Below are 14427 nucleotides of genomic sequence, written 5' to 3'. Positions count from 1 at the left end.
CGCGCCCGCCGTGCCGACGGCTAGCGCACCGTCTGCAGGTCGTGGGTCGAGGTGTTGAGGCGGCGTGCGCCGTCGGGCACGTCCGGCGGGAACGCGACGACGATGTCCTCGATCCGGACGCCGAAGCGGCCGGGCAGGTACACGCCCGGCTCGACGGAGAAGCACATGCCGGGCTCGATCGGGCGGTCCTCGCCCTCCACCATGTACGGCGGCTCGTGCGTCGTCGTGCCGATGCCGTGGCCGGTGCGGTGCACGAACTGCTCGCCGTAGCCCGCGTCGACGATGACGGCGCGCGCGGCGCGGTCGACGTCCTGGCACGTCGCGCCCGGGCGCACCGCGTCGACCCCGGCCTGCTGCGCGCGCCGGACGACGTCGTAGACCTCGCGCTGCTGGTCCGCGAGGGCGTCGTCCGTGCCGCCCGCGACGAGCACCGTCCGTGAGGTGTCCGACCCGTACCCGTCGCGCAGCCCGCCGAAGTCGAGCACGACGAGGTCGCCGGGCTCGATGACGCGGTCGCCCGCGTCGTGGTGCGGGTCGGCGCCGTTCGGGCCGGAGCACACGAGCGTGAAGTCGACCTGCTCGTGCCCGTGCTCGCGCAGGAACCGGTCGAGGTCGGCCGCGACGTCCCGCTCGCGCCGGCCCGCGAACGCGACGCCCAGGACGTCCGCGAACGCAGCGTCGGCGGCCGCGCCCGCCGCGGCGAGGCGCTCCACCTCCGCGGCGTCCTTGACGGCCCGCAGCGTCGGGACGGCGTCGGAGAACGCGGTCAGGCGGGCGCCGGGCAGCGCGCGCTGGAGCCCGAGCACGTGCAGCGCCCACGTGGCGTCCGAGACGGCGTAGGTGCCGTCCGCGGCGAGGAGTCGCGCCGCGGCGTCGTGCTCGTCGTCGCCGTCGCGCCAGGTCACGACGTCGAGGCCGTCCGCGCCCGGGGCGGAGGCCAGGTCGCCCCGCTCCAGCAGCGGCACGACGACGGACGCCCCGCCGGTCGTCCCGGTCCCCTCGGCGGGGATCGTGAGCAGCGTCAGCCGCTCCGTCTCCGGCGGCGCGTACCCGGTGAAGTACGCGAGGTCGGGGCCGGGCGAGACGAGCAGCCCCGTGAGACCGGCCTCGCGCGCGTGCGCGGCGGCGCGCTCGCGACGCGCGGCGTAGACCTCGGGACCGAACGCGGCCCCCGGACGTGCGGCATCGGTGCTCGACATGAGCCCAGCGTGGCACCGCTCGCCGCTGAGATCGACCCGAGCGGCCCGACGTCGGTCCTCCGCGGGTCCGCTCGGGCGGCCGGGTCGGGTCCGGGAGTGGCAGGCTGCTCGCATGACCGACGTGCGCAACCTCCTCGCCGCTCTCGACGCGTTCGACGGGCACTGGCAGCCGCACCGCGTGGCGAGCCTCAACGACGCCGACGTCAAGGTGGTGAAGGTGCTGGGCGAGTTCGTCTGGCACACGCACCCCGAGACCGACGAGCTGTTCCTCGTGCTCGACGGCGAGCTGACGATCGACCTGCGCGAGGGCGGTGTCGAGCGGGCGGTCGTGCTGGGCCCGCACGACCTGTTCGTCGTGCCGCGGGGCGTCGAGCACCGGCCGCGTGCCGCCGTCGAGACCTCCGCGGTGCTCGTCGAGCGGCAGGGGACGGTCAACACGGGCGACGCGGGCGGCGACCTCACGTCGCCGCTGCGGGAGCTGCCGGGCGAACCGCCGACCGCCTGACGGTCGGAGCCCGACCGGCCCGGACGTGCCGGACCGGCCCGCGGCGGGTCGATCGGGCGCCGCCCGGACCGGTCTCGGAGGGTCAGACCCGCACGACGACCTTGCCGCGCACGTGCCCGGACTGGCTCGCGCGGTGCGCGTCGGCGGCGTCGGCGAGGTCGAAGACCTCGGCGACCTCCGGGCGCAGCAGGCCCTCGTCGCCGAGTCGCGCGAGCTCGGCGAGGTCGGCCGCGTCGGGGCGCACCCACACGTAGTGCCCGCCCAGCTCGTCGCGTGCCCGCGCGTCCGTGATCGAGGCGACCGTGCCGCCGTCGCGCAGCACCTGCGGGACCGAGTCGAGCGCGTCGCCGCCCACGTAGTCGAGGACCACGTCCACGCCCTCGGGCGCGAGCGCCCGGACCCGCTCCGCGAGCCCGTCGCCGTACGTCACCGGCTCCGCGCCGAGCGAGCGCAGGAAGTCGTGGTTGCGCTCCGACGCCGTCCCGAGGACGCGCGCCCCGAGCGCCTTCGCGATCTGGACGGCGAACGACCCGACGCCACCGGCGGCAGCGTGCACGAGCACCGTCTGGCCCGCCGCGAGGCCGGTGCGCCGGATGGTCTGGTACGCCGTCAGCCCGGCGAGGGGCACGGCCGCCGCCTCCTCGAACGACCACGCCGCCGGCTTGCGCGCGAGCGTCCGGACGGGCGCCGCGACGAGCTCGGCGAACGTGCCGCCCGAGACCTCGCCGCCCACGACGTCCTTGCGCACGTACCCGTACACCTCGTCGCCGACCTGGAGCTCGGGGGTGTCCAGGCCCACGCGCTCGACGACGCCCGCGACGTCCCAGCCGGGCACGACGGGGAAGACGGCGTCCATGACCTGGTCGAGGTATCCCTCCCGGACCTTCCAGTCCACCGGGTTCACGCTCGCGGCGCGCACGCGCACGAGGACGGAGTCGGGGCCGACCTTGGGGGTCGGGAGGTCGGTCGTCTCGAGGACGTCGGGGCCGCCGTAGCGGGAGTAGGTGATGGCTCGCATACGGGCAGCAACCCCGCGGACGCCCGACGGATTCCCGCGGCGCGGTCAGCCCTCGAACGCGGTGGGGTCCATGTGGAGGACCTCCCACTGGTGCCCGTCGAGGTCGGCGAAGCTCCGCGAGTACATGAAGCCGCCCTCCTCCTGGGGGTCCTTGACCGCCGTCGCGCCGGCGGCGAACGCGGCGTCGACGAGCCGGTCGACCTCGGCGCGGGAGCCGACGCTCAGGGCGTTGATGACCTCGGTCGTGGCGGTCGCGTCGGCGATCGCCTTGTTCGTGAACCGCTGCGCGAACTCCGCGGTGAGGAGCATCACGTAGATCGTGTCGCTGAGGACGATCGAGGACGCGTTCTCGTCCGTGAACTGCTCGTTCACCGTGTACCCCAGCGCGGTGTAGAACGCCTTGGCGGCGTCGAGGTCCTGGACGGGCAGGTTGACGAAGATCTGGGTGCTCATGCGGTCCTCCGGTGTCGCGGGCGCCTGGCCCGAGGGTGTCGCGGGGTAGACGCACCCGGGCCCGGAAACTCATCGACGGCGGAGGGCAGAGGGTCTGTCGCCCGGTGCCGGGGACCGGTAGCGTCCGACGGAGGGCACCGCGCACAGTTCTCGAAGGACAGGTCGGCGGGGTGCCGGCCGGGGGGACGCGACGTGGCGTCCCCGCTCTTCTCCACCGCCACCGAGCCTGAGAGGACCCGGCCATGACCGACGTCGACCGCTCCCCGACCCCCACCGAGGCACCCGCGGGGTCGCCTCCCGATCCTCGCCCCGACACCGTCGTGCTCGTGCACGGCCTCTGGATGACCCCCCGGAGCTGGGAGGGGTGGGTCGCGCACTACGAGCAGCAGGGACTCACCGTCCTCACGCCCGGCTACCCCGGTTTCGAGATCGAGGTCGAGGGGCTCCGGGAGAACCCGCAGCTCATCGCCGACCTCACCGTCCCGGAGACGCTGGACCACCTGGCCTCCGTCATCGAGGCGCTCGACGCGCCGCCGATCATCATGGGCCACTCGTTCGGGGGCACCCTCACCCAGCTCCTGCTCGCGCGGGGTCTCGGCGCCGCGGGCGTCGTGATCGACTCGGCGCCCACCGAGGGCGTGCGCGTCACCCCGGTGTCCCAGGCGCGCTCCCTCTTCCCGGCGCTGCGCAACCCCGCGAACCGGCACCGCGCCGTCGGCTTCACGCCCGAGGAGTTCCACTACGCGTTCACGAACACGCTCAGCGAGGAGGCGTCGCGCGCGGTCTGGGAGCGGTACGCGATCCCCGCCCCCGGCCACTGGGTGTGGGAGTACGGCCTCGTCGCCAACTTCAAGCCCGGGCACCAGGACACGTGGGTCGACTACTCGGCGGACCGGGCGCCCCTGCTCTTCGTCGCGGGGGAGCAGGACCACATCATGCCGCCGGCCGTGAACCGTTCGAACGCCAAGCACTGGGAGGCCTCGCCCGCGCTCACGGAGTACTACGAGTTCGCGGGTCGCGACCACTGGACGTGCGGGGCACCAGGGTGGGAGGCGGTCGCGGACCACGCGCTCGACTGGGCCCTGGCGCACGCGAGGGCGCCGCGCGCCTGACGGCTCGGGGCCCGCGACGTCAGACGAGCACGTCGCCGTCGCGGGCCACGACCCGGCCGCCCGCGACGACGAGCGCGCGGCGCGGGGCGCGCACGACGGCGTCGGGCACGTTCTCCGCGTCGACGAGCACCACGTCCGCGGGCGCGCCGACGACGAGGTCGTGGACGTCGCGGCCGACGAAGCGCGCGGCGTCGGACGTCGCGACGCGCGCCGCGGTGACGAGCTCCTCGTCGTACCGGAAGCGCGAGAGGCGGGCGAGCTGGGTCGTCAGCGCGAGGAGGTCGCCCGTCCCGTACGGGGACCACAGGTCGCGGATGCCGTCCGTGCCGAGCCCGACGGCGACGCCCGCCGCGCGCAGCGCGTGCACGGGCAGGGGAGCGGCGCCGATCGGCGCCACCGTGGTCATGGTGATGCCGGCCTCGCCCATCGCGGCGACGAGCTCCGCCTGGCGCGACGCCGGGACGTCGCCGACCGCGAAGCCGTGCGCCACGTTGACCTTCCCCTGGAGGCCGGCGCGCAGGGTGCGGTCGATCATGAGCTCGACCTGGAACGCGCCGAGGTCCCCGCCGTCGTGGAGGTGCACGTCGATCCCGACGCCGCGGCGCTCGGCGATCGCGAACAGCCCGTCGAGCTGGCCGACGGGGTCGCGGTCGATCGACGCCGGGTCGAGGCCGCCGACGTGCTCGGCGCCCGCGGCGGCGGCCGCGTCGAGCAGGTCGAGCACCCCGGGGCGGCGCAGCACGCCGTCCTGCGGGAACGCGACGATCTCGGCGTGCACGGCGCCGTCCAGCGCGGCGAGCGCCTCGCGCACGACCTCGATGCCGCGCAGCCCCAGGCCGAGGTCGACGTCGACGTGGGTGCGGATCGCCGTCGTGCCGTGCCGCACGAACTCGCGCAGCACCGTGAGCGTCACGTCGACGCCCGGGATGCCGAGCTCGTCGCGGTGCGCGCGCTCGTGCGCGATGCGGCCCTGCGTCGTCGCCTCGCCGCCGTAGCTCACCCAGGGCCGGCCCCACCAGCTCTTGTCGACGTGCGCGTGGGCGTTGACGAGGCCCGGGAGCGCGAGCAGGCCGCGGCCGTCGACCACGCCGGCCTCCGGCGCCGTGCCGGCTGCCGGGTCGTGCGGCGTCACCGCGGCGATGCGGCCGTCCGCGACGTGCAGGTCGACCGGCTCGCCGCCCCAGGGGCGGACGTCGCGCAGGACGGTGACGGTCTCGGGGGTGCGGGCGGTGGTCATGCGGCGGGTCCTTCCGGCAGCGGGACGACCACCTGGGGCCGTCCGGGGATCTGGATCTCGTACGTGTCGAGCGTGCCGAGGTCGACGACGGTCGCGCCGTCCCACGCCTCGGCCTGCGTGTACCCGCCGGCGAGCACGGCGCTCGGGCGCCCCGTCGCGGGGTCGGTCCACGTCGTCACGGTCTCGTGGCGGCGCGTGAGCGAGGTGACCTGCTCCGCGCCGGTCGCCGGGTCGAGCACCGTCACGTTCGGCCCGCCCGTGGCGTTGCCGAACGGGCCGTTGCCCACGACGACGACGCGGCCGTCGGGCGCGCGGGCGACGCCGTGCTGGTGGCTGTCCGCCGCCGAGGCGACGGTCGTCGTCGTGCCGGTGGCCGGGTCGAGGCGGACCAGCACGCGGCCCTGGTAGGGCAGCAGGAGCGAGCCGTCGTCGTCGAGCACCGCGTAGTGCGGCTTCTCGAACGACGCGAGGCCGCCGTCCGTGCCGAACGGCGCGACCTCGATCCGCCGGGCCTCGAACGTCGTGGTGTCGACGACGTGCACGGAGAACGTGTCGTGGTCGACGGTGTAGACCTCGCTGCCGTCGGCGGCGACGAGCACGTCGAACGGTCGCAGCCCCACGGGGGTGCTCGCGACGACCTCGCGCGACGCGACGTCGATCGTCTCGAGCGTCGACGAGTCGCCGCGGTGGACGGCGACGTGGACGCGGGCGCCGTCGGGCGAGACGGCGATGCCCATGCCGCCGCGGCGGTACTCGCCGAACGCGACGCGCGCGGGCGCGTCCCGGTAGGGGAGGAGGTCGACCCGCTCGCGCGTCGCGAGGTTCACGACGGCGACGCCCTGGGCCGTCGAGACGTAGGCGCGCATCGTCGGGGCGTGCACCGCGACGCCCCACGGCGCGGCCCCCACCTCGATGCGGTCGACGACGGCGCTGCCCTCCCGGATCGTCGGGTCGACGACCGCGAGGCCGTCGGACTCCGCCTCGGTCGCGAGCAGGAACCGCGGGGTCTCGACGGCGGGGACGGCGTCGGGCGCGGGGGTCGTCGGGCCGTCCGCGGGCGTCGTCGCGGGAGTCTGCGGCGAGGCGGCCGGGCTCGGCGGTGCAGCGGGCGCGGCGTCGTCGCCCGCCCCGCCGGGCGTGCACGCGGCGAGGACGGCGACGCCGAGCGCCGCGGCCCACGCCACCACGCGGCGCGGCCGACGGTTCCCGGGCCGGTCGGTGCGACGCGGGACGGGAGGGGCAGCCATGGCCAAATGGTATACCAATCGCGCCGAGCGCTCCGCGAGCGCGATGCGGCGACCGACCGAGGGCCCCGGCCGGGTCAGCCCTCGAACGTCGCGGGCGCCTCCAGCACGACGTCGTCCGGCGACTTGTCCCGGCGCCATCCCTTCCACACGGGGTGGCGCAGCTTGCCGAACGGGACGTCGTCCCCGTCGCCCTCCCCGGCGCCCGTCCACTCGGCGTAGACGACCTCCGCGACCCGCCGCGGCGACACCCAGTGCGCGTCGCGCGCGTCCTCGCGCGGCACGCCCACCGCGGGCGGCGTCGTGCGACCGATCCGGTCGAGCTCGGCGACCAGGTCGCGCCGCTCGGCGTCCGTGAAGCCCGACCCGACCCGGCCCACGTAGACGAGGCGGCCGTCGTCGGGCACGGCGAGCAGCAGGGACCCGACGAGGTGCGTCCGCTCGCCGTGGCCCGGCCGCCACCCGACCACGACGACCTCCTGCGACTGCGCGTGCTTGAGCTTCAGCCACAGCGCCGAGCGGCGGCCCGACGAGTACGTCCCGTCGCGCCGCTTCGCGACCACGCCCTCGAGCCCCAGCCGCCTCGACGTCTCCATCGCGGCCTCCAGGTCCCCGTCGAACACGGGCGGCACGTGCACCGGGGCGACGGCGTCGCGCAGCACGTCCTCCAGCACCTCGCGCCGCTCGTCGTACGGGCGCTTCGCGAGCGACCGCCCGCCGGTCTCCAGGACGTCGAACACCATGAGGTCGACCGTGACCCGCCGTCTCGCCGCGGCGACGTCCCCCGGCTTGGCGATGTTCGCGCGCTGCTGGAGACGCCGGAAGCTCGGCCGCCCCCGCGCGTCGAGCGCGACGATCTCCCCGTCCAGGACCACCGGCAGCGCCTCGGCCGGGACCTGCTCCGCGAGCGCCTGCAGCTCCGGGTACGTCACCGACATGTCCTTGCCCGAGCGGCTCACGAGCCGCACGCGACCCTCGGACACGTGCGCGAGCGTCCGGAACCCGTCCCACTTCATCTCGAACGCCCACGCGTCGCCGTCGTGCAGGTCGCCCGCCGACGCGGGCGACGCGAGCATCGGCCGCCAGTCCGTCCGAGCCGGCCGCGGCTCCGGCGTGTCGTCGTGGTCGGGCGAGGACGCGCCCCGAGCCGACCGCGAAGCCGGGGGTGGGGAGGAGGTGCCGGGTCGTGGCGGGTCTGGCGGGAGCGGCGAGGGACGAGCCGCGGATGGTAGACCCGGCGCCTCCTCCCCACCCCCGGCGCCCCGACCCCGCGCGCTCTCGCCCGGACGGCTCGGCCTCGGCGCCATGAGGTGGATCAGCCAGTTGTCCTCGTCGCGGCCGTCGCGGCCGCCCGTGTGGATGAGCGCGAGTCGGCGCGTGCCGTGCTGCTCGCCGTGGAGCGTGACGATGACCTCCTCGCCGTCGCGCCACTTCTCGAGCTCGTACGTGCCGGCGTCCCAGATGGTCACCTCGCCGGCGCCGTACTCGCCCTTCGGGATCGTGCCCTCGAACGAGCCGTAGGCGAGCGGGTGGTCCTCGGTCTGGACGGCGAGGTGGTTCTTCTTCGGGTCGGTCGGCTCGCCGCGCGGGAGCGCCCAGCTCACGAGGACGCCGTCGTGCTCCAGCCGGAAGTCCCAGTGCAGGCGGCGGGCGTGGTGCTCCTGGATGACGAAGCTGTTGCCCGCGCTCGGCGGCGGCGCCTCGTCCGGGACGGGCTCGGGCGTGCGCCCGGCGTCGCGCATGGAGCGGTACCGGTGCAGGCGGTCGGGCCGCTCGTCGTCCGTCCCGCCGTCCGCGGTCCCGCTGCCCGACGCCGCACCCCCCTTGCGCTCGAACGTCGCCATGCGCGCGGGCGTGGGCTCGAGCGCGGAGAGGTGTCCCTGCGTGAGCGCGGCGAGCGGGTCGCCCAGGGTGCGCACGCGCTCGACGACCTCGTCGAGGTCCAGGTGGCGCAGGTCCGGGTCGTCGAGCTCCTCCCAGGTGCGGGGCGCGGCGACGGTGGGGTGCTCTCGCCCGCGCAGCGAGTAGGGCGCGATCGTCGTCTTGTTGCCGTTGTTCTGGCTCCAGTCCACGAGCACCTTGCCGCCGCGCAGCGACTTCTTCATGTCGCTCACGACGAGGTCGGGGTGCTCGGCCTCCAGGTAGCGGGCGAGCTCGTGCGCGACGGCGGAGACGGCCGCCGCGTCCTGCTTGCCGTCGAGCGCGGCGTACAGGTGGATGCCCTTGGACCCGCTCGTCACGGGCAGGGGTTCGAGGCCCATGCCCTGGAGGATCTGCCGCGCCTGGCGTGCGACCTCCGCGCACTCGGCCAGCCCGGCCCCCGGGCCGGGGTCGAGGTCGAGGACGAGGCGGTCGGGGTCGAGGTGCGCCCCGGTGCGACCGAACTGCCACTGCGGCACGTGGAGCTCGAGCGACGCCGTCTGGCCGAGCCACGTGAGGGTCGCGAGGTCGTTGACCAGCACGTAGTCGTTGGCGCTGCTCTTGTGCTGGATGCGCCGCGTGCGCACCCAGGACGGGACGCCCTGGCCCGCGTTCTTCTGGAAGAACACCTGGCCGTCGACGCCGTCGGGCCACCGCTTGCGCGTCGCGGGCCGGTTGGCGCAGTGGGGGAGCATGACGTCGGCGACGGCCGCGAGGTACGCGAGGACGTCGGCCTTCGTCGTGCCGGTGGCGGGGTAGAGGACCTTGTCCAGGTTGGTGAGGCGCAGGCGGTGACCACCGACGTTCACCGTCTCGCCCGCCCGGCTGGATGTGGTGGCCATGGGCCCATCGTGGCGCGGGCCCGACGGCGCCGCCCGCCGTGGCGGGAACTTCTCGGCGTCCTCGACCGTGGACACTGGGTGGGGCTGTCCGACCGGCCGGGGAGCCCGCCCGGGGTCGATGCCGGACCGAGAGGATCACCGTGCCGCACCTGACGACCGACGACGTACCGCTCCCCGCGGAGATCGGTCCCCGCGTCCGCGAGTTCCGTCGCCTGATGATGAACTACAAGTTCGGCATCGACGAGGTGATGACGAAGATCACCGTGCTCCGCGACGAGTTCCGGCACGTGCACGACGACAACCCGATCGAGCACCTGGGCTCGCGCCTGAAGTCGCTCGAGTCGATCGTCGCGAAGGCGCGCCGCAAGGGGATCCCGCTCACCCCGGAGGGCGTGCGGGAGAACATGTTCGACGTCGCGGGCGTCCGCGTCACGTGCGCGTTCGTCTCCGACATCTACCGCGTGCGCGACCTGCTCGTGGGCCAGCGCGACCTCACCGTCCTGGAGGAGCGCGACTACATCGCGCACCCGAAGGGCAACGGCTACAAGAGCCTGCACCTCATCGTCCAGGTGCCGGTGTTCCTCTCCGACCGCGTCGAGGACGTCGTCGTCGAGATCCAGCTCCGCACGATCGCCATGGACTTCTGGGCGAGCCTGGAGCACAAGATCTACTACAAGTACCAGCGGGACGTCCCTCAGCACCTGACGGACGCGCTCAAGCTCGCGGCGGACGTCGCCGCGACCCTCGACACGACGATGGAGCGCATCCACGACGAGGTGCGCAGCCTCGACGGCGTGCCGGAGCCGGTCGAGAACACCGACGAGCTCGCCACGCCGCGCGAGGTGATGGAGAGCTTCATGCGGACGGCGCAGGTCGCCGACGAGGCGTTCCACGAACGCCGCCACGACGGCTGAGGCGACGCGCCCGCACGGGCCGCGCGACGACGTCGGGCCGCTCAGACCAGCGTCTCGACGCCGATCCGCACCCGGTCGCCGACGTCGACGCCCTCGGCGCGGCGGACCGCGGCCTTGATCGGCACGACGAACGTCTTGCGCTGCGCGTCGGGGAACACCGACGTGGACCAGCGCTGCGCCCCGAGCGTGACCTCGACCTTGACCGAGCCGAACCCCGCGGGCGGCAGCGGCAGCTCCGCGATCTCGTCGCTCACGTCCTCCGGGAGCGCGGCGAACACCCAGCTGTCGGTGCGCGCCTCCCACCGCCACAGCTCGGCCTCGAACTCGAACCTCGTCCCCGCCACCCGTCCATGGTGCCGCGGGCCACCCACACGCGGGTGCCGACGTCGCGCCGTATCCCTCGCGGGCGGGCGCCGGTGACGCCACCATGGACGGATGAGGGCCATCTGGAAGGGCGCCATCACGTTCGGCCTCGTCAACGTGCCGGTCAAGGTCTACTCCGCGACGGAGGACCACGACGTGCCGCTGCACCAGGTCCACGACAAGGACGGCGGCCGCATCCGCTACCGGCGCGTGTGCGAGATCGACGGCGAGGTCGTGCCGTACGAGCACATCGACAAGGCGTACGACGACGGCGAGCGCACCGTCGTGCTGACGAGCGAGGACTTCGCCGCGCTCCCCGCCGAGCGCAGCCGCGAGATCGAGGTCGTGGAGTTCGTGCCGAGCGAGCAGATCGACCCGCTCCTGCTCGACCGCAGCTACTACCTGGAGCCCGACTCGAAGTCCAACAAGGCGTACGTGCTCATGCGGCGCACGCTCGAGGAGACCGACCGGACGGCGATCGTGAAGTTCGCGCTCCGGCAGCGCACGCGGCTCGCGGCGCTGCGCGTGCGGGACGACGTGCTCGTGCTCCAGACGCTGCTGTGGGCCGACGAGGTGCGCGAGGCCGCGTTCCCCTCGCTCGACGACGAGGCGAAGGTGACCGACAAGGAGCTCGCCATGTCGGCGCAGCTCGTCGCGAGCTTCGAGGCGGACTTCACGCCGGAGGAGTACGAGGACGACTACCAGGCGCAGCTCCGCCAGCTCATCGAGGCCAAGCTCGAGCAGGGCGACGCGCTGGACACCGCCGAGACCTTCGGCGAGCAGCCGGAGGAGGGCGAGGGCGCGGAGGTCATCGACCTCATGGAGGCGCTGCGCAAGTCGGTCGCGTCGTCGAAGAGCTCGCGCGCGAGCGGGGGGAAGGCCTCAGGTTCAGGCTCAGGTTCACGGTCCGGGTCGGGCTCCGGGTCGACCGGGAAGTCCGGCTCCGGCCGCGCGAGCTCGTCGTCGGGCAAGGGGTCGAGCGCTTCCCGGTCGACGAGCGCGAGCAAGAGCTCGGGCACGAAGGAGAAGGCGGCGTCGAAGCCGGCCGCGAAGAAGAGCACGAGCCGCGCCGCCTCCACGAAGGAGAAGTCGACCACCTCGAAGACGACCCGGAAGAAGGCGTCCGCCTAGCACCGGGCGGCGGGCGGGCGCGCACCGCGCGACCTCGGGGCGGGTGCGATGAGTTCCGCGCCCGGCGCCCGTCGGAACGGGTGGGCGGTCGACCGGCCGCCCGCGAGGCCCTGCGAAGGAGACGACGATGCGTGCGATCGTGCCGAGCCTGTGGTTCGACGGCAACCTCGAGGAGGCCATCACGTTCTACTCGAGCGTCTTCCCCGACGCGAAGGTCGGCGACGTGTTCCGCCAGCCCGACGGCACCGCCGTGTCGGCGGACTTCGAGCTCGCCGGCCAGCGGTTCGACGCCATCAACGGCGGTCCGCAGTTCCCCTTCACCGAGGCGGTGTCGTTCGTCGTCGAGTGCGAGTCCCAGGACGAGGTCGACGAGTACTGGGCGGCGCTCACCGACGGCGGCCAGGAGTCGCAGTGCGGCTGGCTCAAGGACCGGTTCGGGCTGTCGTGGCAGGTCGTGCCGCTCGAGTTCCTCGCGATGCTGCAGGACCCCGACCCGGCCCGCGTGCAGCGCGTCGTGGACGTGATGATGACGCAGTCCAAGCTCGACCTGGTGCCGTTGCGCGCCGCCTACGAGGGCTGAGGCGGACGCCGCCGCGCGTGAGCCCGGAGGACGCGCGGCTCGTCGGGGATGCCCAGGCAGCCCCCAGGTCTGGTTGAATGCGCTCGACATCCGCGACGGCGCGCGCCGTCCTCTCGTGAAGGATCACGAACCGAGTGAAGAAGCTCCTTGCCGGCACCGTGGGGACGGTGCTGGCCCTCGGCGGGCTGGGCGTCGCCACCGCGACCCCCGCAGCCGCCGCCACCCCCTCCGTCCAGCCCTCCTGCAACTCCCTCTACGTCAGCCTCGACGACTACCCGCAGGGCACGTCCGTCGTCGTGACTCTCGACGGCGAGACCGTCGAGAGCACGACGTTCGACACGTCCTACTCCTTCTGGCGCGATCTCGACTTCTCCGTCCCGCACGACTGGAGCGTCGTCGTGGACGCACCGGACGGCGCGGACGGGGACTTCTCCGACAGCGGCAGCACCGTCCCGTGCGACTCCGACCCGAACGTCTGGGCCGACGCCTGGGCCTCGTGCGGTGAGCTGTCGACCAACGTGGGCGGGTACCCGGAGGGCTCGCGCGTCGTCGTGAGCGTCGACGGCGCCGTGGTCGGCGACGAGACCTTCACCGGTTCCTTCTGGACCGGCTGGCCGCTGGACTGGCAGACCCCGCACGACTGGTCGGTCACGCTCGACGCGCCCGAGGACGCGCTCGATCGGAGCTGGTCCGGGACGACGGAGCCGTGCCGCTTCGACCCGAGCCTGCGCGTCGACGTCAGCGCCTACTGCGAGGTGCTGTGGGTGGACGTCGCGGGATACCCGGCGGGCACGGCCGTCGCCGTCCGGCTCGACGGGGAGGTCCTCGGCGACGGGGTCGTCGACGAGAGCGGGTTCTTCTCGGGCGAGTGGACCATCGACGGCTCGCGCACCCAGGAGTGGGAGGTCGCCCTCGACGCCGCGGACGACGCGCTGGACCGGACCGAGACCGGGAGCACCGAGCCCTGCTGGGTCGAGCCGACGGTCGTCGAACCGGTCATGCCCGTGGTGCCGACGGACTGCGACGCGACGCCGGACGACGTCGTCCTGCCGGACGACACGGCCGAGATCACGTACGAGCGGACCGCGGAGGGGATCGTCGCGACGGCGGCGCCCGGCTACCGGTTCGACAGCCTGGCCAGCGACCAGTGGAGCTTCTACGGCGAGAGCCAGGTCATCCTGCACTGGGGATCGGCCGTCCGACCGCGCTGCGAGCTCGAGGTCCTGTCGGTCGTGCCGACGTGCGACGCCGGCGTGCCTCTCGTCGACATCTCCGTGACCCCGCCGCGCGGTGCGACCGACGACAACTCGACCTTCTTCATCGAGTGGGAGGGCCCGGGAGGGCCGAACGAGGTCGTCTACGGCGACGCCGGGTTCGGGCACCCGTGGACGACGCGCCAGCCGTGGCCGGGGTTCGTCACCCACGACGACGGGACCGTGTCGCCGACCTACGACCCCACGTGGCGGCTCGACGACGTCGACCTCCGGCTCTCCGCGACCGTCGCGGCGGACGGCGGCGCGTACACCGTGTTCCACAGCGCCACGGTGGAGGACGCGCCGACGGCCGACCCGTGCGCCGACGACCCCGGGCCGCACTTCTCGGTCGACGTGACCCCGCGCTGGCTCGCCGGCAAGCTCTACCTCGGCGTGCGCGTCCTGAACGAGGGCGACGGTGCCGCGGACGTGAGCGTCGTGACGCCTTTCGGACGCAAGCACTTCCCGCGCGTCGCGGCCGGGGCGAGCGCGTACCAGGCGTTCGCGGTGCGGACGTCGGAACCGGTCGACGGTCAGGTGGACGTCTCGTTCACGGCCGACGTCGACGGCGGGCCGGTGACGCGCGAGCGGTCCGTGCCGTTCTCGTTCGGGGGCTAGCAGTCCCGACTCGTGACGGTCTGCGAGGAGAGGCCCGG

Annotated in this window: 13 protein-coding genes; 6 read left to right on the top strand and 7 right to left on the bottom strand. The window is 74.1% G+C overall.

The window, feature by feature from the left end; genetic code table 11:
* Window positions 1–20: 20 nt before the first annotated feature.
* Window positions 21–1199, bottom strand: a complete 1179-nt coding sequence (locus MT994_RS05490; protein ID WP_086151126.1) for an aminopeptidase P family protein — start codon at window positions 1197–1199, stop codon at window positions 21–23.
* A 112-nt stretch (window positions 1200–1311) separates the two neighbouring features.
* Between MT994_RS05490 and MT994_RS05485 the strand changes: the two genes are divergently transcribed.
* Window positions 1312–1704 (top strand): cupin domain-containing protein, encoded by a 393-nt coding sequence (locus MT994_RS05485; protein WP_354805440.1) that lies wholly within the window; start codon window positions 1312–1314, stop codon window positions 1702–1704.
* A gap of 82 nt (window positions 1705–1786) precedes the next feature.
* Here MT994_RS05485 and MT994_RS05480 read toward each other — a convergent pair whose 3' ends face one another.
* Both MT994_RS05480 and MT994_RS05475 read right to left on the bottom strand, forming a co-directional pair.
* Window positions 1787–2722 carry an NADP-dependent oxidoreductase gene (locus MT994_RS05480; RefSeq protein ID WP_354805439.1) on the bottom strand — a complete coding sequence of 312 codons (936 nt, stop codon included), beginning with the start codon at window positions 2720–2722 and terminating at the stop codon, window positions 1787–1789.
* A 45-nt stretch (window positions 2723–2767) separates the two neighbouring features.
* A complete protein-coding gene (locus MT994_RS05475) occupies window positions 2768–3175 on the bottom strand; it encodes a VOC family protein (protein ID WP_021482782.1) in 408 nt (135 codons plus the stop codon).
* Between the two features lie 242 nt (window positions 3176–3417).
* On the opposite strand from MT994_RS05475, the gene MT994_RS05470 reads away from it, so the two are divergent.
* Entirely contained in the window at window positions 3418–4287 is an 870-nt protein-coding gene (locus tag MT994_RS05470; RefSeq protein WP_354805437.1) for an alpha/beta fold hydrolase, read from the top strand.
* 19 nt (window positions 4288–4306) lie between these two features.
* Here the strand turns inward: MT994_RS05470 and MT994_RS05465 are convergent, their stop codons facing one another.
* The 3 genes from MT994_RS05465 to MT994_RS05455 form a co-directional block, all read right to left on the bottom strand.
* The gene (locus MT994_RS05465; RefSeq protein ID WP_163187067.1) at window positions 4307–5524 is read right to left on the bottom strand and encodes an amidohydrolase; all 1218 of its coding nucleotides are present in this window, start codon (window positions 5522–5524) and stop codon (window positions 4307–4309) included.
* Complete coding sequence (locus MT994_RS05460) at window positions 5521–6771, bottom strand: YncE family protein (protein ID WP_206153650.1); 1251 nt, start codon at window positions 6769–6771, stop codon at window positions 5521–5523. The genes MT994_RS05465 and MT994_RS05460 overlap by 4 nt, the downstream gene beginning before the upstream one ends.
* A 74-nt stretch (window positions 6772–6845) precedes the next feature.
* Window positions 6846–9530, bottom strand: coding sequence for an ATP-dependent DNA ligase (locus tag MT994_RS05455; protein WP_076405587.1), 2685 nt, complete (start codon window positions 9528–9530; stop codon window positions 6846–6848).
* Between the two features lie 215 nt (window positions 9531–9745).
* On the opposite strand from MT994_RS05455, the gene MT994_RS05450 reads away from it, so the two are divergent.
* Window positions 9746–10444, top strand: coding sequence for a GTP pyrophosphokinase family protein (locus tag MT994_RS05450; protein ID WP_074809919.1), 699 nt, complete (start codon window positions 9746–9748; stop codon window positions 10442–10444).
* A gap of 41 nt (window positions 10445–10485) precedes the next feature.
* On the opposite strand, the gene MT994_RS05445 is transcribed toward MT994_RS05450, so the two are convergent.
* Entirely contained in the window at window positions 10486–10788 is a 303-nt protein-coding gene (locus MT994_RS05445) for a DUF1905 domain-containing protein (protein WP_031315545.1), read from the bottom strand.
* 91 nt (window positions 10789–10879) lie between these two features.
* Here MT994_RS05445 and MT994_RS05440 point away from each other — a divergent pair, with 91 nt between their 5' ends.
* The 3 genes from MT994_RS05440 to MT994_RS05430 all read left to right on the top strand — a co-directional run bounded on the left by MT994_RS05440 (window position 10880) and on the right by MT994_RS05430 (window position 14389).
* Window positions 10880–11938, top strand: a complete 1059-nt coding sequence (locus tag MT994_RS05440; RefSeq protein WP_354805436.1) for a Ku protein — start codon at window positions 10880–10882, stop codon at window positions 11936–11938.
* Window positions 11939–12065: 127 nt separating this feature from the next.
* Window positions 12066–12518, top strand: coding sequence for a VOC family protein (locus MT994_RS05435; RefSeq protein WP_043654330.1), 453 nt, complete (start codon window positions 12066–12068; stop codon window positions 12516–12518).
* A gap of 134 nt (window positions 12519–12652) precedes the next feature.
* On the top strand, window positions 12653–14389 hold the full coding sequence (locus MT994_RS05430; RefSeq protein ID WP_354805434.1) for a hypothetical protein: 1737 nt from the start codon (window positions 12653–12655) through the stop codon (window positions 14387–14389).
* Window positions 14390–14427: the final 38 nt, after the last annotated feature.

Source organism: Cellulosimicrobium sp. MI9406 (assembly GCF_040595865.1).
In the GTDB taxonomy this organism is placed as follows: Bacteria; Actinomycetota; Actinomycetes; order Actinomycetales; family Cellulomonadaceae; genus Cellulosimicrobium; species Cellulosimicrobium funkei.
This window is presented reverse-complemented; position numbering and strand designations above follow the sequence as displayed.

Excerpts from the sequence above, each read along its gene's own strand:
- MT994_RS05490 (WP_086151126.1), bottom strand. The coding sequence starts at position 1,199 with ATGTCGAGCACCGATGCCGCACGTCCGGGGGCCGCGTTCGGTCCCGAG.
- MT994_RS05485 (WP_354805440.1), top strand. The coding sequence starts at position 1,312 with ATGACCGACGTGCGCAACCTCCTCGCCGCTCTCGACGCGTTCGACGGG.
- MT994_RS05480 (WP_354805439.1), bottom strand. The coding sequence starts at position 2,722 with ATGCGAGCCATCACCTACTCCCGCTACGGCGGCCCCGACGTCCTCGAG.
- MT994_RS05475 (WP_021482782.1), bottom strand. The coding sequence starts at position 3,175 with ATGAGCACCCAGATCTTCGTCAACCTGCCCGTCCAGGACCTCGACGCC.
- MT994_RS05470 (WP_354805437.1), top strand. The coding sequence starts at position 3,418 with ATGACCGACGTCGACCGCTCCCCGACCCCCACCGAGGCACCCGCGGGG.
- MT994_RS05465 (WP_163187067.1), bottom strand. The coding sequence starts at position 5,524 with ATGACCACCGCCCGCACCCCCGAGACCGTCACCGTCCTGCGCGACGTC.
- MT994_RS05460 (WP_206153650.1), bottom strand. The coding sequence starts at position 6,771 with ATGGCTGCCCCTCCCGTCCCGCGTCGCACCGACCGGCCCGGGAACCGT.
- MT994_RS05455 (WP_076405587.1), bottom strand. The coding sequence starts at position 9,530 with ATGGCCACCACATCCAGCCGGGCGGGCGAGACGGTGAACGTCGGTGGT.
- MT994_RS05450 (WP_074809919.1), top strand. The coding sequence starts at position 9,746 with ATGATGAACTACAAGTTCGGCATCGACGAGGTGATGACGAAGATCACC.
- MT994_RS05440 (WP_354805436.1), top strand. The coding sequence starts at position 10,880 with ATGAGGGCCATCTGGAAGGGCGCCATCACGTTCGGCCTCGTCAACGTG.
- MT994_RS05435 (WP_043654330.1), top strand. The coding sequence starts at position 12,066 with ATGCGTGCGATCGTGCCGAGCCTGTGGTTCGACGGCAACCTCGAGGAG.